Below are 21,772 nucleotides of genomic sequence, written 5' to 3'. Positions count from 1 at the left end.
GGGTCAGCGACTCAATGCTGCTGCTGAAAAATTCGCAGCATCCATCCACGTGCAAGAAATCTGCAAAATCGCTAAACTCAAAATTTGAGGTATTGCGATGAAGACTGCACCTCCCACGCCTTCCACAACTGAGTTAAGGAGGCATCTTTTTTACGAGACCTCCCACTCTCCCTCGCTCGCCGATCTTGTAGGCTACGAAAAAGCCAAGGACATCATAGATTTTTGTTTTATCGCCAACCCTTATTACCCTACGACTGAAATGCTGCGTGAATTGCAGGAAAATCTGCCTAACCTGATCAAGTCTTATCCGTCGAGTAATCCGTTTATGGCGCAGCAGAACCTGGCTGCAGTTTTGCACGTCAGTCCTGAGAACCTGATCATCGGCAACGGTGCGACGGAGCTGATCGTGGATATCAACACCAGCCTGATTGATCGTATCGCAGTGCCTGTCCCAACTTTTGGCGAGTACATAGAGAAGGTAAGAGACCAGCGTGACGCCGAACTTTATTTCCTGGATCCTGGGCAACGTTACCAACTTCACCTGACGGATTATCTCGCCTGGGTGCGCCGGCGGAGTCTAAAGGCGCTTCTTGTCATTAATCCAGGCAACCCGACGGGCCAGCTTATCTCTCTGGAAGAGATGGTGGATTTTCTGCATCGCACCAAAGATTTGGAACTGGTGATCGTGGACGAATCTTTTATTGACTTCGCCGGAGACCCCATTCCCAGTCTTCTCCAGGTGGCCGGCCAATTTTCAAACTTGCTGATCGTGCGTAGCATGAGCAAACATTGTGGAGTGCCAGGGTTGCGTTTGGGTTACTGCTACAGTCAGAATCTTTATCTTCTCAATCGTCTGCGCCGGTTGATCCCTACGTGGAACCTGAACACCCTGGCGCAGTATTTTTTATCTCTCTTGCCTTCTACCGATGCCGAGTATCACGAGGCCCGCAAGCGCCTGATCGGTGATGTTCGCTGGCTTTACAACGCTTTGCAGGCGATCCCGGGACTCGACATCTACCCCACAGGCGCCAATTTCGTGCTGTTCAAGATCAAGACCGGCATGACGGCCACCGAGTTACAGGCGCGCTTGCTGCAGGAGCATCAAATCTACGTGCGTGATTGCTCCAACAAAGTGGGCATGGATAACTTTCATATCCGCGTCGCCTCGCAAGGCCGCGAGAAAGATAGCCGGCTCATCGAGGCCCTACAGGCGCTGACGCTATGAACGTTGGCCCTCGGAAAACCAGGCGTCCGGTTGTTCTCGCTGTTACCCGCCGTGAGATTCGCAAAAACAAATACATAGATTTCCTGGGTGAATATCATCTTGAGCTTCTCATTCGGCTGGGGATACGGCCAGTGATGGTGCCTGTGGTCAAAGGCACGCTGGCCTGTCTGCCTGACTATATTGAAGAGATGAACGGCCTCTTACTGGTCGAGGGAGAGGACATTGACCCCGCCGATTATAAGGGTGGCAAAGCGAACCGCAAATTCGCCGAAGAGACGCACCCTCTGAAAGACAAGATCGAGATTCAACTTGTCCAGCACGCTCTGCGCCACGATCTTCCCATTCTGGCAATATGCCGGGGATCGCAACTGGTCAACGTGGTTTGTGGAGGCACCCTGTATGGCGATGTCCAAAAGGAAAAGAAATCTCGCCTCAAGCACATTGATTACGATCACTACGATAGCTACCGCCATCCCGTCACGATTGTACCCGGCACGCCTTTAGAGCAGTGGTACCGCCAGGAAACAATAAAGGTCAACAGCTACCATCATCAGGGCATTCGCCGCCTGGCTTCTCGCTTCAAACCTACGGCCTATGCGGAAGACGGATTGATTGAGGCCTACTATGATCCCAAGGCAAAGTTCCTGGTCGGCTTGCAGTTTCATCCTGAGCGCATGTTAAAGGAGTATGCCGGCAATTGGCGCGTATGGAAGGCCTTTGGATCGGCTGTTAATAAAAGTCCTGCCCGGCGCTCACGTTAATCTTATCCGGCCAAATCTATTTCGCTGTTACTGGTGCGTCTTCGGATCTTCTACCCCACTGTTCAGCCGAGGGCGCAGTGGGGCGTATCTCTTCATACACAATCTTGGCCCTCTCCAGAGCTTCGGCAACGTTGGCGCAGATGTTTTGGCTTCCTACATGTTCCTCGAAATCGGATTGCTTCATCAGGTGGGCGGGCTGGCTGGGGGCACCACAAAGGATCAATCCGCGGCCTGATGCCTTCACCATGTCGGCAAAGTGTTCCAGCGCCTGCAGGCCGGTCGCGTCAATAGCTGTCATGTTCCTTAATCGCAAAATGACCACCGGCGGCAGCTCAGAAATCTTGTTGGCAATCTCATCAAGTTTTTCTGTTGCCCCAAACAGAAATGGTCCATGGATTCGAAACACCGCCACGTAAGGAGGAATAAGTTTGTCTTGCAGGATATGAGCGCGCCCCCGCTCAACGTAATCCGAGGTAACCTGGGAAATGCTGGTCGTGGTGGTGACCTTTCTTATGTAGACCAGCGCGGCCATAATCATGCCGGCTTCCACGGCGACCGTTAAATCGGCAAACACGGTCAGGGCAAACGTGAGCAGCCATGTGCCGATATCCAGGCGCGAAAGCTTGAGCAGCTCAGGGATTTCGCGCCACTCGCCCATGTTGTACGACACCACAAATAAGATTGCTGCCAGGACCGAGAGCGGAATGAACTTGGCCATAGGAGTCGCAAAAAGAACGATGGCCAGCAAGGTCAAAGCGTGAATCATTCCTGAGACCGGGGTCTTGGCGCCTGAGCGGATATTTGTGGCTGTTCGGGCGATAGCGCCTGTGGCCGGCAGACCTCCAACAAGCGGTGAAAAGATATTGGCTATTCCTTGTCCGATAAGCTCAACGTTTGGGTTATGTTTATCGCCGCTCATGCGGTCCGACACCACGGCAGACATCAGAGATTCAATAGCACCCAGCATCGCAACCGTGATAGCAGGAGAAATCAGCGGCCGCAGCAGATTGATATGGAAGTGGGGAATCACCAGATGAGGCAGGCCCGAGGGAATTCCACCGAAGCGCGTTCCAATCGTTTCCACGGGTAATTTGAACAGCCATACTAATGTTGTCCCCAGAAAGAGAGCGACGATGTATCCAGGAACACGTTTGACGTAACGGCTGAAAAGGATAATAACAGTAAGCGCAATGCACGCCAGCGCCGTCTCGGCAGGCTGCAGCGTGTGGAAGTTTTTGACTAAAACTTCAACTCGCCCCCAAAATTCTCCGGGGACTTTGTCGATTTTCAATCCAAAGAAATCTTTGACTTGTGTGCTGGCAATAATGACTGCGATGCCGTTGGTGAATCCAACCACCACCGGACGTGGAATAAATTTGACTGCGGTGCCTAACCCGGTGATTCCCAGCACGACCAGCAAAATCCCGGCCATCAGCGTGCACATGTAGAGGCTGTCAATGCCGTACTTGGCCACAATCCCGAAGACAACTACGACAAAGGCGCCTGTGGGACCGCCGATCTGCGTTTTCGAGCCGCCCAATGCGGAGATTAAGAAGCCAGCCACGATGGCACAATAGAGGCCTGCCTGCGGCGGCACACCAGAAGCGATAGCGAACGCCATGGCCAGCGGCAGAGCAACCAGCCCTACCGTGATTCCGGCAACCAAGTCAGACAGGAACTGTTTTGCGGTATATTTCCGCAACAGCAAAACAGATTTTGGCAACCACTCGCTAAAATTCAACTTCATACAAAAATTTCATCGTCCGCCTGCAACCGGAGCAGCCATTTGCGAAAGCATGTCTTGCACGCTGATCAACTGGTTGTTGAAGATCTGCTTTGCGACATCCAGAAGTTTGAATACAGTTTTGTCGCGGACCGAGTAATAGACGTTGAGGCCTTCTTTGCGTCCAACCACGATATTTTTATTGCGCAAGACCGCGAGCTGTTGCGAGAGCGTGCTCTGCTCCACCTTCAGCAGGGCGCACAGGTCATTCACTCCCAGTTCGCCCCCGCGGAGCGCATCCAGCACGGCGATGCGAAGAGGGTGGGCCAGCGCCTTGAAGAATTCAGCTTTGAATCGCCCCAGGTCCGTCATGCCAGCGAGTATATTGCTTTTCTTATATATAGTCAATTACAAATACCATGGAAGATAAGATTACGAAGACAAGGCGATTAGGACGCCTGCACTGGAACTGGGCATCAATTTTCTCGATGTCGCGAAGGGGCGTTCAATGGCACTCTTTCGGTATCTCCGCGCCGCTTTTGCCTACCAGGAAATCCAGGTCGGCGCCGCGGTCGGCTTGCAGGACGTGCTGCTGGTAGAGCTGGTAGTATCCGCGCTCGAAGAGCGGTTGCGGCGGCTTCCAGGCGGCGCGACGGCGTGCAATTTCCGGTTCGGGAACGTCGAGATGAAGACGGCGGGCAGCGACATCAAGCTCGATCATGTCGCCATTCTGGACAAGCGCGAGCACGCCACCTGCGGCTGCTTCCGGCGAGACGTGCAGAACCACGGTCCCGTAAGCAGTGCCACTCATGCGGGCGTCCGAGATGCGGACCATGTCGGTAACGCCTTGCTTCAATATCTTTGGAGGCAGAGGCATATTTCCCGTTTCGGGCATTCCTGGATATCCTCGCGGGCCGCAATTCTTGAGCACCATGACGCAGCTTGGGTCAATGTCGAGCGAATCATCGTTAATGCGAGCGTGGAAGTCGTCTATGTTTTCAAAAACAACGGCGCGGCCGCGATGTTTCATCAGCCCGGGCGTGGCGGCCGAGGGTTTGATGACTGCGCCGTTCGGCGAGAGATTGCCGCGCACAACCGCAAGCCCGCCGTTTTGCTTGAAGGGTTCATCTAAAGGTTTGATTACGTCACGGTTGTAGCAGGGCGCATCAGCCACGTTTTCGCCCATAGTTTTTCCGTTCACCGTGAGGGCGTCGCCATGGATAAGCTTGCCCAACTCACGAATGACTGCGGGCAATCCCCCGGCATAGTAAAAGTCTTCCATCAGATATTTGCCCGAAGGCATGAGGTTTACCAGGCAGGGAACATCGCGCCCCAGAGTATCCCAGTCTTCCAAAGAGAGGTTGACGCCCATGCGTCCGGCGATGGCCAGCAGGTGAATTACCCCATTGGTCGAGCCGCCAATTGCTCCCACGGCGCGAATGGCGTTTTCGAAGGCCTTGCGGGTTAGAATCTTCGACATCTTCAGGTCTTCATGCACCATGGCGACAATGCGCTGCCCCGCCATGTGGGCAAGAGCGTAGCGGCGCGAATCAACCGCGGGAATGGCTGCATTCGAAGGCAACCCAATGCCCAGTGCTTCAACGATGCATGCCATGGTGGATGCGGTTCCCATGGTCATGCAATGTCCGGCGGAGCGGCTCATGCAGACTTCGGCATCCATGAATTCGCACATGCTCATCGCGCCCGAGCGGACATCTTCGCTGAATTTCCAGACGTCAGTTCCGGAGCCAATATCGCGTCCGCGGAATTTGCCGTTGAGCATGGGGCCGCCCGAGAGCATAAGCGCAGGCAGATCGCAACTGGCAGCGCCCATAAGAAGCGCGGGCGTGGTTTTATCACAACCGGCGAGCAGCACAACTCCGTCCAAGGGGTTGGCGCGGATAGATTCCTCCACATCCATGCTGACCAGATTGCGGAAGAGCATGGTGGTGGGGCGCATCAGGGTCTCGCCCAGCGACATCACGGGAAACTCGAGCGGGAAGCCGCCGGCTTCGTAGACGCCGCGTTTCACATGGTCGGCGACCTTGCGGAAGTGGGCGTTGCATGGCGTCAGCTCCGACCAGGTGTTGCAAATGCCGATCACCGGACGCCCATCGAACAGGTGGTCGGGCAACCCCTGGTTCTTCATCCAACTGCGATGGATAAATCCGTCTCTATCGGCTGGACCAAACCATGCCGCACTGCGAAATTTCATAAACCCCTATCCTCCGAAAAGATCAATCGCCTTCTGTTTTCTGGGTTCAGGTGATACCCACTTGCTCAACAGTCAACACAGGTCTTAAGTCCTTCATTCAAAAAGATATAACAGCAAATAACACGACACTAGCTGGCGAGTGTCGAGATTCTAAAGCAATTCCAGCATCGGTGTATCTGAGCGGCGCCGGGGCTGAAGCCCGTTTGTTTTGGACCTCAACGCTGGCTCCACGGTACGCCGGGGCGGGCTGAAAAGGCCCGATCTTCCACGGTAGTAGATACGGTAATTTATGGAATCGCTATAGTTCATCGCTACGCCTTGGCGCTCGTGTTCTACACAATGCTCTCTGGAAAATTATGAGCGACAGTTTCTCAAAAAACAATAATTTGGTACCAGATTGATATCAAATCATCTTCTGACACCCAAAGTTTTCCGCAACCGCTTCCAAAGCCATTTTCAGTTTGGATTTTCTGACATCCTAACGTGTCGCCCCTCCGGGGCTCGGGTTTCTTTTTAAGCTACCCCAGCCCTTCGGGCTGGGCTAAATTCTCCGCCGCGCCTCCGGCGCTGGTGTGTCGTTTTGCTGTCATCATCGAGTACCTCATGAATAAGCCAGGTTATGCCCTGGGTTACCTAGCCGGCCCTTCGGGCCTGGACCTTGGTGACGAAACCAGAATCGTTGTATTCAGGACGTGATGTTAGCAGAGTCCATTTAACTTCTAAGTCCTGGCTAAGTCTTGGCTTCTGGTTTCGACCTGCGCAGCAACAACACCAACACGCCCGCCATCAAAGCCGACGCGGAAAGGCAAAGCACGCCTGTGGTAAAACCATGCGTTTTTTTGCTTATGTATCCCACGGCGTATGGACCGAAAAAGCCGCCCAGATTGCCGACGGAGTTAATCAGTCCAATGGAAGCGGCTGCCGCGGTTCCCGTCAGAAAGCTGGAGGGCAGCGACCAAAATGCTGACAGATAACCATACATGCCGACCGCGGCCAGACAAAACATCAGTACCGCCAAATCTGTCCTGTGCGATATCACGCTCAATCCCAGCCCAAGACTAGCAATGATCATGCATAGTGCAGCATGCCAGCGGCGTTCCTTGGTGCGGTCGGATGACCAACCGACCAGCAGTGTGGCGATGAGCCCAATGCAGTAGGGAAGAGCGCTTACCGTGGTTACAAACAGATTGGAGTGTCCGGAGAGCTTCTTGATGATCGTCGGCAACCAGAAGTTAAAACCATAAACTGCACCCGCCATAAAAAACAAGGCCAGCGACAGGAGGATTACCTCCGGTTGCCGCAGAGCATCCCAAACGCTGTAGGAACGTACTGTTTCTTTCGCCTTCTTCTCTTGCTCCAGCTCCGTTGAAATCCATTGTTTCTCGTCTTCGAGCAGCCATTTCGCCTGATGGGGCCGATCCGTGAGATAGAAGATAGTGACTATGCCGAACAGGACTGCCGGTATCCCTTCCAGGATGAACAACCAACGCCAGCCTGCCAGGCCCAGCCAGTTGATGCCGAGCAGCAATCCGGAAACAGGCGAGCCGATAATGTTAGAGATGGACTGCGCCGCCATGAACATGGCCATCGCTTTGGCGCGGTCTTCGTAACGAAACCAATGGCTAAGATAGACGACGATCCCCGGAAAGAACCCGGCCTCTGATGCTCCCAGGAGAAAGCGTATGGTGTAAAACTGATGCGCTGTATGCACGAAGCCGGTCAACATGGCAACGATGCCCCAGGAGATCATGATGCGCGCAATCCAGGCGCGGGCGCTCCAGCGCTCTACCAGGATGGCGCCTGGGATCTCCAGCAGGAAATAGCCTATGAAGAAGATGCCTGCGCCAAACCCTATGATTTCAGCGGTGAAACCCAAGGCGCCACTCATCTCCAGAGAGGCATAGCTGAGGTTGACGCGGTCAAGGTAAGCAATGATATAGAGGAAGAAGAGATAGGGAAGCAGCCGGCGCGCAATGCGCCGACGCGCACTCTCAGCAACAGAAGTTGTAGTTACGGTTTCACCCAGGCTCTGGCTGCTCATATCATTAATTTCTTTTTCTTTCTTTTTCAGGACTTCTTTTTTGCCTTTTTCGCGGACCTTTTAAGTTTTCCTCTGTGTCTCTGTGCCTCCGTGGTGAAAGATTTCTTTGTGTCCTTCGTAATTAAGCATTTTTCCAGGGTGCATCTTAACCCGGTCAGCAATGCGTCTTCGGTTTCGGGGACAGAAAGCACGGTTGCGGAGACTGACATTGCGGCGAGAGCGCTGCGCCAGGCTTCCGACAATGCTGCACTTCCAACAATCACAACCGGGGTATCGTGCGATAACACACGGCGGGAGATGAGCGCATCCATATCGGACGCAATAAAAGCCCCAATCAAGAACGAGAGCCTGTCTTCCGGCGTGCCTTGGCTGGCAAGTCCCAGCAGACGGACCGAGAACAATGCACGCGCCAGACCTGAGCGGCGCTGCTCTCTCATGCCGGCCGCTTTCCACGGCTCCGAGATCCTGGTCACACGTTCCTGAGGCACCGAACTGGCGAGGATGGTCTGCGTCTGGGCGGCGTGAATGAGTTCGCCCGAAAGGGAGGTGATGCTGGATGCGATGCGTCCTTCGGCGTCCAGTTGTATTGCCTTCCAGTGTGATCCCAGGTTCAGCACCACCGCTGAGGGCTCAACGTAACCTAACGCGCTCAATCCCGTGCACAGGGTTTCCTCTCCACGCATTACATCCGCGGTATGAATCGAATCGGGAGCGAAGCCTGCGTGCGCCGGCCCTGAGCGCACTCCGGGGACAAGCAACACAGGAAGATCGGTTACTTCGGGAAATTGAAACCACTTTGAAGCTGCAGCGATCTCTACCATTCCGGCGGGTGCCCCTACGTGCGGCACTTCCGCAAGTCCGAGCGGAGAGCTGATCATTCCGGTAGCGGCAATGCACGCTGGGGCGCTCAATTTGGTAACAGCGGTTTTGGAAACAGCCTTTAAAGTAGTCTTTGACGTAGTCTTGACCTGGGCGCGCAGGGCCTCAATCATCTCGCGCAGCCCGTCATGGATCCGCTTCTTCGATCCATCGCGCGCAGTATCGCGCACGCCCACGGGTTTGCTACCCCGGGCAATAACTTCGCTGCCACACATGAGCCAGCCCCGCGTATTCGTAGTGCCCATGTCTACGTAAATGGCGCACATGTTTTCGCCGGTATTTTCTCCGCGCATCTTCATTGTGGTTGTGAGAGACACAAATGCACTCGTGCATTGCCGTTCGCGAACGAATGAGAAATAGCGAACGGCAACAATATCCTGAAACCTGCGCGGACGCAACCGCTGTGCCTTGTTGCCCAAGAGGGGCCCAATTTTTGCTGTGACAATCGAAAACTCAAAACTGCGTTGACATCCTCGGTTGGTTCGACTACAGTGCGCAGGTAAGTAGCCGAAATACAAAACTGCGCTCGTATTTGTTTCATTTGTGTCGTTTGACGAGGGCATACTCATCCCCGTCGGCTGCCCAGAATTTCAAAATCAGAATTCCCGAGGAGGAACTCGAATGAAAATACGAGCAAGTGGTGGTTTGATGTGGCTGGGTATGGCTGTTTTGACTTTAGTTGCGGTACTGCTTCCTGCAGGTGCGCTCCTGGCCCAATCTTCGGATGAGGGACCTACAGCGGGGCAGACTATGCTTGCGGGTGGTGTTCTGCTGGTGTTCGCCCTCATAGGCTTGGCGTTCTATGTGTACCTGTCATTGGCTCTTCAGACCATCGCCAAAAAGACGCATACGGAAAATGCCTGGATGGCGTGGATTCCGATTATAAACAGCATCCTGCTGCTGAACATTGCCAAGAAACCCATCTGGTGGATACTTCTCTGTTTGATTCCTCTGGTAAACATTGTCATCTTCATCATTGTTTGGATGGCAGTAGCCGAGGCCCGCGGCAAGCCCAGTTGGTGGGGCATTTTGCTGATCGTTCCTCTGGTGGGAATCATTGTCCCGGGTTATCTTGCCTGGTCTGACTGATTTCTGAGTATTTCTTGATCTACAAGCTTAGGATGGGCCTCTGCACAAAGTTCCCGTTGACTTTTGGGCATGAGGCCCATCATACGAGCGCGTTTCATAAATCCCCGAGATAATGAATTTGATCTTCACGGGGTTAAAGAACGGCGTCGTCTCTTACGGGACTGAGCTTATTTTCCCACCAACACCCCAGCGCTGAAGCGCTGGGCTATAATACGTCACCCCTTTGGGGTTGTTCGCCCTTCAGGTGCCCCACAAAATTGAGTTACCACACTTGCAACTGGCCGTTGGGTTTACAATGTTCAGCGTCCAGGAGGATCTTCTATGTCGTTTCGTCTTTCCCGTCGTGATTTTCTTGCCAGCTTAGGTTTTGCCGCCGCAGCAACGGCTCTCCCATCAATTCCCGCTTATGCAGCATCGGGTCCGCTGCTCTCGCCGTTTCGAATCTCTGTCATTAACGACGAGATCGGCCAGGATTTCGGCCATGTGTGCGAGGTTGCGTCGAAGGAATTCGGCATGCAATGGATTGAGTTGCGCGGCATGTGGAACAAGAACATTGTGAATCTCGATGCCAAAGAGGTCGCTGAGGCCCGCCGCATCCTGGAGAAGAACAAACTGCGGGTCACCGATATCGCCAGCCCGCTGTTTAAAACCGATTGGCCAGGTGCGCCCAAATCCAAGTACAGCCCGAACCCCGACCCGAAAAAGAAGCATGACCAGTTCAACGCGGACTTTACCTTCGACCAGCAGGATGATGTCCTGGAGCGCAGCCTCGCACTGGCCAAGGAATTCAAGACCGACCGCGTGCGCTGTTTTGATTTTTGGCGCATTGAAGACCAAACTCCTTATCGCGCTGCCATGAATCAGACGCTGCTCGAAGCCGCGAACAAAGCAGGGAAGAAGGACGTAATCCTGATGTTCGAAAACGAGCCTTCATGCAACACCGCCACCGGCGCCGAATCAGCGAAGTTGCTGGCGGCGGTGCAGTCCGCTCATTTCATGTTGAACTGGGACCCGGGCAATGCGGCTACGCACGATGAAGTGCCCTATCCCGATGGCTATAATCTCTTGCCCAAAGATCGCATTGCCCATTGCCACTGCAAAGACGCAGTCAAAGGAGCCGACGGCCAATACAAATGGGAGGCCATGGGGCGGGGCATCATTGATTGGGTTGGCCAGTTCCGCGCGCTGAAGAATGATGGTTATCGCCATGCCGTCAGCCTTGAGACCCACTGGCACGGCGCTGGCACGCCGGAGGAATCGAGCCGCCAGAGCTGGGCCGGAATGAAGCAGCAACTGGAAAAAGTGGGAGCCTTGAAAGTTTAAAAGAACAGTACCCAGTACTCGGTACTCAGAAAAACGGGGAACTGACAGCCGGCAGTATCACCTGAGTTCGGGAATTGGAATTCGGCGGCAGCAGGATTGAGAAGTCTGAGAAAAACCTAGATCCCTCGACTCCGCCGCGAAGCGCGGCTACGCTCGGGATGACAAAATTGAGATTAGGGAATAAGAAACTCGAAAGTGAAAGATAAATCTCAGTTCATTCAAATTCCGGCGGTGGTATGAACTTGAGCAGCAGTTTCTCGTCAATATTGTGGGGCGTGAAATACTCAGGTTGTTGGGCAATCGCGCGAACTGCCATGCCCAGATAATCTGTAGCAAGTTTGATTGTAGGAATGATCGTACCGTCGTCCAGCTTGATTTCCCTGGCTTCTTTGGCTTTTTCCTGGTTGCCTTGCACAACGGCGGAACGAAAACGATATAGCGCTTTCACATTCTTGAACACAGCAGCGGGCTCATGCTTATAATCCGGCACTGTGCTTGATAATGCCGCCATCCTCAGGGCAAGCTTGTGCGTGATTTCTTGCGTATCTCCATCCGACAGCAGTAACTCCATTGCGATGGTTGCATCAAGAATCGCGTCCTCCGCATCTTCGCGCAAGAAGCAGTTATTCAAGCGCCGGATAGCCAATTGCATGCGATGACCGGCCGAGCGTTCCTGCAGTTTGAGGATTTTTGAAAACAGGACACCCACCGCGCTCAACTGTTCCAGTGACAGTGCCGGTATGGCTCTATCCAATTCTCCTCCGAGGTCGGCCGGGTATCTGCGTAACGCAACCCCTTCCAGATCGGGCAGAGAAGCCACGTAAGAACCAGCCCAGCCGATTGGCACTACAAGGATTTGCCCGTAGCCGGTTTTTGCCTCCATAAGCATTCTTAAGGCTGCAAAGAAAGTATTGATGATTTCCAGGATAGGGCTTGAGGGACTAAGAAACGACCCAAACTTGGTCAAATAGCCCAGATTGGGAAGCGTGTAGTCTTTCAAAATGAGGGCGTGGGTGGCAGCTTGAACAATTCCATGCTGTATTTCTTCAGATCCTCGAAAGAGCCTGGCCCGTGCCAGTTGAAAATCTTCCGGCATTCGGCTGACCGAGACATCGGGCGTCAATTCAATTTCATCGGCCCCGAACGCCAGGTGAAGGATGGGGACCCAAATCTCTATCGCAAGCTGGTCTTCAACCAAGGCGTTCTCGCGCGGTAAATACACCTGCAGGAACTTGCCTCGGTCGAAGGTAAACCCAAATCTATGGACATACCCTTCCGTGAGAGAGCTAATGAACACTTCGACACTGCTTTTGAAGAAACCGAGCTTTCCCCGACCGTTTCCCGCGTCGCTTATTGGAAAGAAGTGCTTATGGATCTGCGGTTCTGATTCAACATAATCCAACAACGCCTGGAACGCTGGTTTCTCGTCCCATTTGTAAGTTTCTCCTTTTATCCCTTCCTTCGTTTCTGAGAAAGCCTCAAACAATCCCAAGCCAAAGGAATCGGTGTAGTTCGGCAAGTTGGATTCTGCAAAGCTAAAATCCGGCATCCCATCGTCAGTCCATGAGAGAGAAGGCCAGTCATCATGTTTGGGGATGTAGCGTCCGGCGGCGGTTCGCCGCTCCATATAGGCAATAGCATCTTGCATGATGTCGCAAGTGAGTGTGAACAATTGCTCGTCTTTGGGTTGTAATGGGTTGTTCATGAAGCCTGAGAGCTAATGATAGCCATTTAATGGCTGAGGTGGTAGAGGATGTTTATCCGGAGTACACATTAAACTAAAGCTGGCGCCCCCGGCTTGCAACTGAGAGCCGGGAGCCTGTAACTTGTAACTGCCTTGCAACTGTCTTTCTTGGAGCTTGCAGATGTCTATGAAACTCGCCGTCGTCACCGATGAGCTCTCCCAGGATTTCGCTCACGCCTGCCAGATCGCCTCGCGAGAATTCGGCATGGGATTTGTCGAGCTGCGCTCCCTGTGGAACAAGAACATCGTCAATCTCGATGCCAAGGAGATTGCCGAAGTCCACCGCATTCTGCAGAGCAATAATTTGCGCGTCATTGCCATCACCGGCCCGCTCTTCAAGGTGGATTGGCCCAATGCGCCCAAATCAAAGTTCAGCGTCGAGCGCGACCAGTTTGGCGCCGACTTTACCTTTGATCAGCAGGATGAGGTTTTAGAACGCAGCCTCGCCCTGGCCAAAGAATTCAACACCGACCGGGTTCGCTGCTTCGACTTCTGGCGCCTCGATGATCCCCTTCCTTATCGTGCTGCCATGTACCAGAAGCTCCTCGATGCCGCCACGACTGCCGGCAAAAAAAATGTCACTCTGGTACTGGAAAACGAGCACGCTTGCAACACCGCCACCGCCGCCGAGTCAGCCGAGACGCTCAAGGCTGTTCCGTCTCCTTATTTCATGTTGAATTGGGACCCGGGAAACGCCGCCATGCGCGGTGAAACGCCTTATCCCGGTGGTTACAACCTCTTGCCCAAAGACCGGATTGGCCATTGCCACTGCAAAGATGTCATCAAATCTTCTAACGGTGAGTACAAATGGGAGTGCATCGGACGCGGCGCTATTGATTGGGTAGGGCAAATCCGCGCTCTGAAGAATGACGGATACCGCCATGCCATCAGTTTAGAAACCCACTGGCGCGGTGCAGGCACACCCGAGGAATCCACCCGCCTGAGTTGGGCGGGTATGAAAGAAAAGCTCCAAAAAGCCGGCGCACTGGATTCATGAAATTGACACAACCACATTTATGAAACAAGCTTCACGTACTACTGCTGTCTTCATGTTGTCCTTCCGGGCCTGTACTCCAGACTTCATTTTTCTGCACCATCTGCCGATTTAGACAAAAACTCCAGACAAAAAAAGTTTCTTGACAAAAGAAATGACAAGTATAAAATTCGCGGGCAATATTAAAACGCTTTAACAATCCAACGTATCATTATGTGAGAAGGCGTCCCAAGATCAGTTCGACCCCGAAAATTAGAACAAGCCAGACAAGCGCAGGCAACAAACCACAACGTCTTCGGACGAAAGGAACAACGATGCGACTGAAATTGAACGCTCGGAAAGCTCGCCCCCAGCAGTCTTGTTTTCTCGCCGTCATTGTCACGCTCTTTTTGCTCACGGGCAGCGGCGCGGCACAAAATCAGTGCCTGACCTCGGGTACGACCTGGCAGAACACAGCCTTGCCCGCAGTGCAGACAGGGACCTTCACAGTCACCTTTGATGCCACGCCTGCGGCCACGGGCATCAATAGCGTGATCGCACTCTCCCAAGGCGCGCAGACAGCGTACACCGGCTTTGCCGCGCTGGTGGCGTTTAACGCCTCCGGCATTCAGGCGCGCAACGGCGGGGTATACGCAGCGACCACGCCTATGTCGTATTCCGGCGGTACCACCTACCACTTCCGCGAGGTCATCAACGTGCCGGCGCACACCTATTCTGTCTTTGTAACCGCGCCGGGCGGGAGCGAGCAGACACTGGCGTCGAACTTCGCCTTCCGCACCGAGCAGAACGCGGTGACCAGTCTCGACAACTGGGGCCTCTTTGCCTCGGCAGGTTCAGCGACCGTTTGCAACTTCACTCTTGGGAGTCCGGCGTCCGACTTCACTTTATCGGCGACGCCAGGTTCGCGGACAGTGACCGCGGGCAACGTCACCAGCTATACGGCGGCCGTAGGCGCCACCAACGGGTTCAGCGGCAGCGTGGGGCTCAGCGTCAACGGATTACCTGCAGGCACCACTGCCTCGTTTAGTCCATCCTCCGTGAGCGGTTCAGGGTCTTCAACGCTGACTGTCTCGACTAGCAGTTCGACGGCGGCGGGGAGTTACACGCTGACCATTACGGGAGCCAGCGGCAGCCTGACACACTCGGCCATGGTCACGCTGATAGTAAATCCGGTGGCGCCGAGTTGCGTGACCGCAACCGCGGGCGGCGCCTGGCAGAACACCCTCTTTGCCAATCAGACCGGCACATTTGCTGTGCAGTTTGATGCCAGCGTCTCGGTCTCGCCGGCCAACGCTGTTGTCGGTCTCTCCAATGGAGCGCAAACCGCTTACACCGGCTTTGCCGCGCTCGCCCGCTTCAATCCTTCAGGAGACATTGATGCGCGCAACGCTGGGACCTACGCCGCTGACAATGTCATTCCGTATTCTGCCGGAGTGACCTATCACTTCCGCATGGTCGTCAACATCCCCGCGCATACGTATTCGGTTTTTGTGACCGCGCCGGGAGCAGCGGAACAAGCCGTAGGCAGCAACTTCATGTTCCGCACCGAGCAGAACACGGTCTCGCAACTGAACTGGTGGGGGGCTTTTTCCTCAGTCGGCTCAGAGACCGCGTGCAACTTCACTCCGGGCACGAGCGGCGGAACCCCAGACTTCACACTGGGGGCAACGCCTGGTTCACAGACAGTCACACCCGGAAGCAGCGCCCGCTATACCGCAACCGTGAGCGCGCTCAGCGGCTTCAACGGAAACGTAGCCCTGAGTGTGGGTGGAGTGCCATCGGGAGCAACCGCCAGCTTTAGTCCAACCTCCATTGGCAGTTCGGGATCGTCAACCTTGACTGTCGCCACAGGCACAGCCGCGGCTGGGACCTATAGGTTGACCATTACCGGAAGCAGCGGCAGCCTAAGCCATACCGCCTTAGTGACTCTCACCGTGGGATCTACCAGCGGAAGCGGCAAGTTCTTTGCGCCCTACACTGATATGAGCCTGACCAGCAACCTGCCGCAGATTTCCTCTGCCTCGGGAATCAAATTCTTCACGATGGCGTTCATTATTGATGGCGGAGGTTGCACGCCGGTCTGGGGAGGTCTTGGGCCCATCTCGGGCGAGAACACGTTTGCCGGCTATATCAACACGATTCGGGCCAACGGCGGAGACGTGGTCATCTCCTTCGGTGGCGCCGCCGGTTCCGAACTTGCGCAGGTATGCGGCAGTGTATCGAGTCTGCAGGCGGCGTATCAATCGGTCATCAACAAGTACAACGTCAAGATGTTGGATTTCGACATCGAAGGCGCCGCGGTCGGCGATCCCACTTCGATTGATCGTCGCAGCCAGGCGCTGGCTAGATTGGCGGCGGCCAATCCGGGCTTGCAGATATCGCTCACCTTGCCGGTGAATCCCACCGGTCTCGACAACAACGGGATTAGTGTGGTGCAGAGTGCCGTGAGATTTGGCACTCCTGTGTCGGTGGTGACCATCATGACCATGGATTACGGCAGCCCCAATTCCAATATGGGAGGCGCCGCCACCATGGCCGCCACTGACACCACAAGCCAATTGCAATCCGCCGGCCTGCACGCGAATGTGGGTATCATCCCCATGATCGGGCAGAACGACAGCGGGGGCGAGATCTTCTCGTTGGCTGATGCGCAGACGGTGCTGAACTTCGCGCAATCCCACAGCAACATCACGCGCCTGAGCTTCTGGTCGGTATCGCGCGACAACGGCGGTTGCCCTGGCAACACTGCAGCCTCCGATACCTGCAGTGGCGTCTCACAAAGTAACTGGGCCTTCTCCCATATCTTCGAGCCGTTTTAGGAAACAGTGCTCAGTTGTCAGTACCTGGTATCCAGTGACACCGAGCCCTTTCGCAAAGCGAAAGGGCTCGGTGCGGATTTTATGAGACGCGCTCTTGGTTTTTCTCTGCGTCTTTCTGGTGAAATAAGCTGTTGCTCTGCCAACTCGAAACCTCTTTTGGCTGCGAAGCCCTATCCCGAGCGCCTCAAAAACCGCCGAAATGAAGTAAGACTGCGCCCAGCCCGCCCAGGACCCAATAATCCAAAGGCAAGCCCAGGAACCAGCGCTTGTGCCACCACACGCTGCTCTTGTTAAACTTTGACAGGCCGAAGTGCGGATTCAAAACGAACCACAGGCAATCCTCGATGACCCAAAAGAGGTTATATCCGGCGATAGCGCAGAGTTCTCCCCGAAAGGACCAGGTATGCAGGAAGAAAAAAGGCAGATGAAAAAAGAAGAACACGGAAGAGAACGCCCAAACGTGGTACCCGGTGAGCGGACGCCCGCCATAAAACAGGTCTAACAGAATGTGCTTGTCAACTTTCCACGTAGGCAGGTTAGCAGCCCAGCCCTGGCTGCCCTCGATGTGAATTTCCAGATTGGCCCAAAGGAAGGCAGCAATCACAATGGCTACTATGTAAAAGATCATCTTATTGTTAAATTCTCCCTGGAATGTTAATCCTGTTTGAATTCTATTCTCTATATTGCCGCAACCTCACATTTTTTTGTCAGAAAAGTTTTATTGAGAAGGTTCCAGGCACCGGCGAATATCCCAAACGCAGATGCCCGTTTCGGGTTGGTTGTGATTATTGATTGCTGAGTGCTACTCACCCGGCAGAAACGAGTCCGAAATTACTTGCTTGATGTATAAAATCCTGTTTACAACCTATTCACAAAGTGCTATAGTGCACATCCAAAACATGAGCGAAGCAAGTGCTCATTTACTAGGCCAAAGCAGAGGAGATCATCCATCAAAGCTCTATAGCAGTTCATCATGATTCGACCCTCATAGCAGTTGGATTTCTAGAGATATCGCAATCCAAATTTCAAGGAGGCTTCTTATGAAGCGGATCCCCCTAGTTGTCGTGAGCGTTTGTGCTCTGATGCTACTGCTTCTTCCCCTGGCGGCTTCAGCGCAAACAGTTCCCAATTGGCAGCCCAACACCTCTTATGCTGTGGGCTCGCTGGTGATGTTTAACGGTGTGGAATACAAATGTATTCAGGCCCACACTTCCCTGGTCGGCTGGGAGCCGCCCAATGTTCCGGCGCTCTGGCAACCGGTCAGCGGAAATCCGGGACCGACACCAACACCAACACCAACACCCAGACCAACTCCTACTCCGACACCTAAGCCAACACCTACTCCAACGCCGAAGCCAACTCCTACACCTACGCCGCCTCCAACCGGAGTTCCCAATTGGCAACCGAATACGTCGTATGCAGTTGGTGCGCTGGTGATGTTTAATGGTGTGGAATACAAATGTATTCAAGCGCATACCTCGCTCGTCGGCTGGGAGCCGCCCAATGTTCCCGCGCTGTGGCAGCCGGTGAGCGGAACTCCGGGTCCAACACCAACGCCCACCCCGACGCCCAAACCAACTCCTACGCCGACACCAGTGCCGCCGCCTCCGACCGGACAACGCCTGTTTGCGCCCTATGTTGATATGAGCCTCTCCAATAACAACATCGCGCAGATATCGCAGGCGTCCGGGATCAAGGTCTTTACGCTGGCGTTCATCATTGATAACGGCGGATGCGGGGCCGGCTGGGCCGGCTTGGGCGTGATCTTGCCCAACGACAGCTTCCCCGATGGCACGACCATGCTGTCAAGAATCAACGCACTGCGCAGTGCCGGCGGTGACGTTATTGTCTCCTTCGGCGGCGCCAATGGCATTGAGCTGGGACAGGCCTGCGGCAGTGCAGCCGCAGTGCAGGCGCAGTATCAAGCCGTCATCAACAAATACAACGTCAAGATGCTGGACTTCGACATTGAAGGCGCTCCCATCGCCGATACCGCGGCCGTGGATCGTCGCAATGCCGCATTAGCAGGATTGCAGGCAGCCAATCCTGGTCTCATCATCTCGTATACGTTGCCGGTGCTGCCCAGCGGTCTGACGCAAGATGGCGTCAACCTGCTGGCCAATGCCAAGTCGCATGGTGTGAAGGTAAGCGTAGTAAATATCATGGCGATGGATTATGGCAGCATCGCCAACCCCAACACCATGGGACAAAACGCGATTGCTGCGGCCAACAGCACGCTCGGCCAGATACAATCGGTCGGTCTATCCACTATGTTGGGGATCACTCCCATGATCGGTCGCAACGACGTCTCGCCCGAGGTCTTTACTGAGAACGACGCGCAAACGGTGCTGAACTTTGCCAAACCGAACGGCAACATCAGCCGCCTGGCGTTCTGGTCGGTGGCGCGAGATAACGGAGGCTGCTCCGGCGTGGTGTCACCAAGCTGCAGCGGCATCTCGCAAAACACCTGGGACTTCTCGCATATCTTCGAGCCGTTTTAGGCGGTTGCAAGATAAGTTAGGTGAAAAGGCGGTGGAGCGACCATCGCCTTTTTTTATTGGTGAGGTCAGTTACTCAAGCACGCGCGCTATCTGGAGCCTGTGGGGACTGAGGACTGCTTTTCCTACAGTTTCGGCCACGTCAGCCGCAAACCAATTCTCCCGGTGATGGGCGCCGCAACCAAAGGAGTTGGGGTCCTTCCAATCAGGTATTGCCGGTTGAGAACGTTCTCGACGGCGAGGAACATCTGCAATCCATGAGTCAAGGGCGCGGAAGCATAGGAATCGAATGTGAAATAGCCACCCAGCGGCAACAGGTTCTGGTCATCTTCAAACTGGCGGCTGCTTGCGCGTGCCTGAACTGAGGCCATCCAGCCGCGGGCAAAGGCGTAACGAATGTCGGTTGTTGCCTGATGGTGAGCATACTGCGGAACGTCGAGGCCTTCCAAAAGCCGGTTTGCCGGGAAGGACAAGACCTTGGAGTTGGCAAACTGATATCCCGAATCGATTGTAAGCCGGCTGGTGAGTTGAATCTGGTTTTGCAGTTCGACTCCGGTAGCGCCAATCGAACCGAGGTTGGTGCGCTGGCGGGTAATGAGTTTAGGAGTCGTACTTAGAGTTATGTTCGCCACCGGCTCGGAAATGTGGTTCCAGAAAAATCCTCCATGCAGGTAAAGACGGCGATTCAAGCCACTAACGCTCAATCCTGCTTCCGCTCCGGACAGTCGTTCCGATTGCAGACCAGCGTTGGCAAGGGTGAGGATATTTCCCAGGCGAAAGGCCCGGTACAGCTCGTTGAGCGTGGGTTGGCGGAATGATCTGTAGGCAGAAGCCGAAGCGCTTACGTTGTCTGTGAAGCGATGATTGAACGCCAGTCGCGGACTGAATGCAGCTTCGCTTTTTCTTGGGAAAACATTCGATGCCGTCGTTACCAATTTGGGAAGAGAAACTGCCAGGCTCGAGCCATCAAGGTTCCACCATTCATCCAGACGACCGCCTACGGTCAGGGTGTCGCGGGCCGTGAGTTGAATCATGTCTTGCAGGTAGACGGAAAAATCCCGTTCTTCGCCGCCCGCGCGGGTCAACGAACTGGGTACACGGTTGGTGAGTGCTGTGTCATGGGTCGCGCCGCTGACCAGGCTGCCCTCCACTCCCGCGACCATCACGTTGCGCTTGCCTAGCGCCGCCGACCACTGCTCGCTAATCCCAAAAGCATGGGAAGGGACATGTTGCGTGCTCGCCGGCGTCTCGCTATTGCGGTCATTGGCCACCGAGGAGAACGTCTGGTTGTAATCTTCATTCAGGCCATAAGCACGTGTGATGAAAGTGCCAAAGCCTGTGGTTGGAATATCCGCCCCAAGATCGAGTTCGTAAAGCCGGTTGTTGTTGATTTGAAATGGGGTGCCGTTATGCCGCGACTCCAGCAGAGTTGCTCCGCGAACAAACCCTCTCGATCCCCGCGGGTCCCCATATTGAAGCGTGAGTGAACCGCTGTCGTGCTCTGAATTTATGTTGTGATCAATCCTGCCGCGCTGGCTTTGTTCTACCTGGTTGTATCCACCGGTGCTGTAAGTCTCGGCGCTCAAATTCCCGGCCCACGGTCCGCGCCGCAGCGTGCCAGAAAGGGAAGCCAGCGGCGTATTTTCTGTGCCATACGATGTTTCAAGTGTCACGCGCGAAAGATCTAAAGGCTGGGTGAAGAGAGCAACCGTGCCGGCCAGGGCGTCGGAGCCGTACAGTTCTGACGAACCGCCTTTGAGCACCTCGATGCGGTTTACGTTGGCGATGGGCACCCGGTCCCAGAAAATCCATCCGCCAAAGGGATCGTTGAGTGGGATGCCATCCACCAGCACCAGCGCCCGGCTCGATCCGCTGGCGTTGGTCCCGCGCAGGGAGACACCCTGCGCTGTCGGATTCAAGTAAATACTGCTGGAGCGGCGGAACAAAGTGAATCCCGGTACCTGCCGCAAAACTTCATCTATGGCGGAAGCGGCCGACGTCCTGATTTCATTTTGGGAAAGTATCGCAACGCTCTCCGCCGTCTCTGCTGTGGGCACTGCGCTGCGGTTCGCCACAACGTTCACCTGCTCCGCAACTCCCGCGGGCTGCAGCGTGAGGGCGTTGCTGCCGCGGTTGGTGAAGGGGAGCTGCAGAGTTGTAAACCCCGGCGCGGTCACCTCGATAGTGTCAGCCTGTAAATCCGTGCTGATGGCAAAAGTGCCGTTAGAAGACGTAGTGGCTTCGCCGACGGTTTTTCCACCCGCGATCAGCTTCACGTGGGCATTGGCAACGACGGCACCGGACAGATCCACCACCGTTCCGCTCATGCGATAGCTCTCTTGCGCGACGCAGAAGCTCGCAAAAACGATGGTTATATAGATAATGGAAAGGCACTGGCCTACGGCGCTGGGCCGAAGCCTCCCCACTCTGAAATCTCTGTTATCTCGCATTGCTCCTCATC

At 54.6% G+C, this 21,772-nt stretch carries 15 protein-coding genes; 7 read left to right on the top strand and 8 right to left on the bottom strand.

The window, feature by feature from the left end:
• Window positions 1-97: 97 nt before the first annotated feature.
• The gene (locus tag VK738_06380; protein HTD22260.1) at window positions 98-1,225 is read left to right on the top strand and encodes a histidinol-phosphate transaminase; all 1,128 of its coding nucleotides are present in this window, start codon (window positions 98-100) and stop codon (window positions 1,223-1,225) included.
• Window positions 1,222-1,986, top strand: a complete 765-nt coding sequence (locus VK738_06375) for a type 1 glutamine amidotransferase (GenBank protein ID HTD22259.1) — start codon at window positions 1,222-1,224, stop codon at window positions 1,984-1,986. Before VK738_06380 ends, VK738_06375 begins: the two co-directional genes overlap by 4 nt.
• A gap of 16 nt (window positions 1,987-2,002) precedes the next feature.
• On the opposite strand, the gene VK738_06370 is transcribed toward VK738_06375, so the two are convergent.
• The 5 genes from VK738_06370 to VK738_06350 all read right to left on the bottom strand — a co-directional run bounded on the left by VK738_06370 (window position 2,003) and on the right by VK738_06350 (window position 9,263).
• On the bottom strand, window positions 2,003-3,733 hold the full coding sequence (locus VK738_06370; protein ID HTD22258.1) for a SulP family inorganic anion transporter: 1,731 nt from the start codon (window positions 3,731-3,733) through the stop codon (window positions 2,003-2,005).
• Window positions 3,734-3,742: 9 nt separating this feature from the next.
• Window positions 3,743-4,081 (bottom strand): metalloregulator ArsR/SmtB family transcription factor, encoded by a 339-nt coding sequence (locus tag VK738_06365; protein HTD22257.1) that lies wholly within the window; start codon window positions 4,079-4,081, stop codon window positions 3,743-3,745.
• A 133-nt stretch (window positions 4,082-4,214) separates the two neighbouring features.
• On the bottom strand, window positions 4,215-5,924 hold the full coding sequence (gene araD / locus VK738_06360) for an L-arabinonate dehydratase (protein HTD22256.1): 1,710 nt from the start codon (window positions 5,922-5,924) through the stop codon (window positions 4,215-4,217).
• A 730-nt stretch (window positions 5,925-6,654) separates the two neighbouring features.
• Entirely contained in the window at window positions 6,655-7,965 is a 1,311-nt protein-coding gene (locus VK738_06355) for an MFS transporter (GenBank protein ID HTD22255.1), read from the bottom strand.
• Between the two features lie 26 nt (window positions 7,966-7,991).
• Entirely contained in the window at window positions 7,992-9,263 is a 1,272-nt protein-coding gene (locus VK738_06350) for a 2-dehydro-3-deoxygalactonokinase (GenBank protein ID HTD22254.1), read from the bottom strand.
• A 202-nt stretch (window positions 9,264-9,465) separates the two neighbouring features.
• Between VK738_06350 and VK738_06345 the strand changes: the two genes are divergently transcribed.
• Complete coding sequence (locus VK738_06345) at window positions 9,466-9,933, top strand: DUF5684 domain-containing protein (GenBank protein HTD22253.1); 468 nt, start codon at window positions 9,466-9,468, stop codon at window positions 9,931-9,933.
• Window positions 9,934-10,254: 321 nt separating this feature from the next.
• Complete coding sequence (locus tag VK738_06340; GenBank protein HTD22252.1) at window positions 10,255-11,256, top strand: TIM barrel protein; 1,002 nt, start codon at window positions 10,255-10,257, stop codon at window positions 11,254-11,256.
• Between the two features lie 214 nt (window positions 11,257-11,470).
• On the opposite strand, the gene VK738_06335 is transcribed toward VK738_06340, so the two are convergent.
• Window positions 11,471-12,961 (bottom strand): hypothetical protein, encoded by a 1,491-nt coding sequence (locus tag VK738_06335; protein ID HTD22251.1) that lies wholly within the window; start codon window positions 12,959-12,961, stop codon window positions 11,471-11,473.
• A 166-nt stretch (window positions 12,962-13,127) separates the two neighbouring features.
• Here VK738_06335 and VK738_06330 point away from each other — a divergent pair, with 166 nt between their 5' ends.
• Entirely contained in the window at window positions 13,128-13,997 is an 870-nt protein-coding gene (locus VK738_06330; GenBank protein HTD22250.1) for a sugar phosphate isomerase/epimerase family protein, read from the top strand.
• A 311-nt stretch (window positions 13,998-14,308) separates the two neighbouring features.
• Window positions 14,309-16,813 carry a chitinase gene (locus VK738_06325; protein HTD22249.1) on the top strand — a complete coding sequence of 835 codons (2,505 nt, stop codon included), beginning with the start codon at window positions 14,309-14,311 and terminating at the stop codon, window positions 16,811-16,813.
• Between the two features lie 184 nt (window positions 16,814-16,997).
• Here the strand turns inward: VK738_06325 and VK738_06320 are convergent, their stop codons facing one another.
• Window positions 16,998-17,441 (bottom strand): hypothetical protein, encoded by a 444-nt coding sequence (locus VK738_06320; GenBank protein HTD22248.1) that lies wholly within the window; start codon window positions 17,439-17,441, stop codon window positions 16,998-17,000.
• Window positions 17,442-17,853: 412 nt separating this feature from the next.
• Here VK738_06320 and VK738_06315 point away from each other — a divergent pair, with 412 nt between their 5' ends.
• Entirely contained in the window at window positions 17,854-19,314 is a 1,461-nt protein-coding gene (locus VK738_06315) for a carbohydrate-binding protein (protein HTD22247.1), read from the top strand.
• A 122-nt stretch (window positions 19,315-19,436) separates the two neighbouring features.
• Here VK738_06315 and VK738_06310 read toward each other — a convergent pair whose 3' ends face one another.
• Window positions 19,437-21,761, bottom strand: a complete 2,325-nt coding sequence (locus VK738_06310; protein ID HTD22246.1) for a TonB-dependent receptor — start codon at window positions 21,759-21,761, stop codon at window positions 19,437-19,439.
• Between the last annotated feature and the right edge of the window lie 11 nt (window positions 21,762-21,772).

The organism is Terriglobales bacterium (assembly GCA_035487355.1).
In the GTDB taxonomy this organism is placed as follows: domain Bacteria; phylum Acidobacteriota; class Terriglobia; order Terriglobales; family Acidobacteriaceae; genus QIAW01.
The sequence above is the reverse complement of the archived record's forward strand: the minus strand, read 5'-3'. Positions and strand labels throughout refer to the sequence as shown.

Bases quoted from the DNA above. Each gene is read 5' to 3' on its own strand.
- VK738_06380 (HTD22260.1), top strand. From the start codon at position 98: ATGAAGACTGCACCTCCCACGCCTTCCACAACTGAGTTAAGGAGGCAT.
- VK738_06375 (HTD22259.1), top strand. From the start codon at position 1,222: ATGAACGTTGGCCCTCGGAAAACCAGGCGTCCGGTTGTTCTCGCTGTT.
- VK738_06370 (HTD22258.1), bottom strand. From the start codon at position 3,733: ATGAAGTTGAATTTTAGCGAGTGGTTGCCAAAATCTGTTTTGCTGTTG.
- VK738_06365 (HTD22257.1), bottom strand. From the start codon at position 4,081: ATGACGGACCTGGGGCGATTCAAAGCTGAATTCTTCAAGGCGCTGGCC.
- araD (HTD22256.1), bottom strand. From the start codon at position 5,924: ATGAAATTTCGCAGTGCGGCATGGTTTGGTCCAGCCGATAGAGACGGA.
- VK738_06355 (HTD22255.1), bottom strand. From the start codon at position 7,965: ATGAGCAGCCAGAGCCTGGGTGAAACCGTAACTACAACTTCTGTTGCT.
- VK738_06345 (HTD22253.1), top strand. From the start codon at position 9,466: ATGAAAATACGAGCAAGTGGTGGTTTGATGTGGCTGGGTATGGCTGTT.
- VK738_06340 (HTD22252.1), top strand. From the start codon at position 10,255: ATGTCGTTTCGTCTTTCCCGTCGTGATTTTCTTGCCAGCTTAGGTTTT.
- VK738_06335 (HTD22251.1), bottom strand. From the start codon at position 12,961: ATGAACAACCCATTACAACCCAAAGACGAGCAATTGTTCACACTCACT.
- VK738_06330 (HTD22250.1), top strand. From the start codon at position 13,128: ATGAAACTCGCCGTCGTCACCGATGAGCTCTCCCAGGATTTCGCTCAC.
- VK738_06325 (HTD22249.1), top strand. From the start codon at position 14,309: ATGCGACTGAAATTGAACGCTCGGAAAGCTCGCCCCCAGCAGTCTTGT.
- VK738_06320 (HTD22248.1), bottom strand. From the start codon at position 17,441: ATGATCTTTTACATAGTAGCCATTGTGATTGCTGCCTTCCTTTGGGCC.
- VK738_06315 (HTD22247.1), top strand. From the start codon at position 17,854: ATGAAGCGGATCCCCCTAGTTGTCGTGAGCGTTTGTGCTCTGATGCTA.
- VK738_06310 (HTD22246.1), bottom strand. From the start codon at position 21,761: ATGCGAGATAACAGAGATTTCAGAGTGGGGAGGCTTCGGCCCAGCGCC.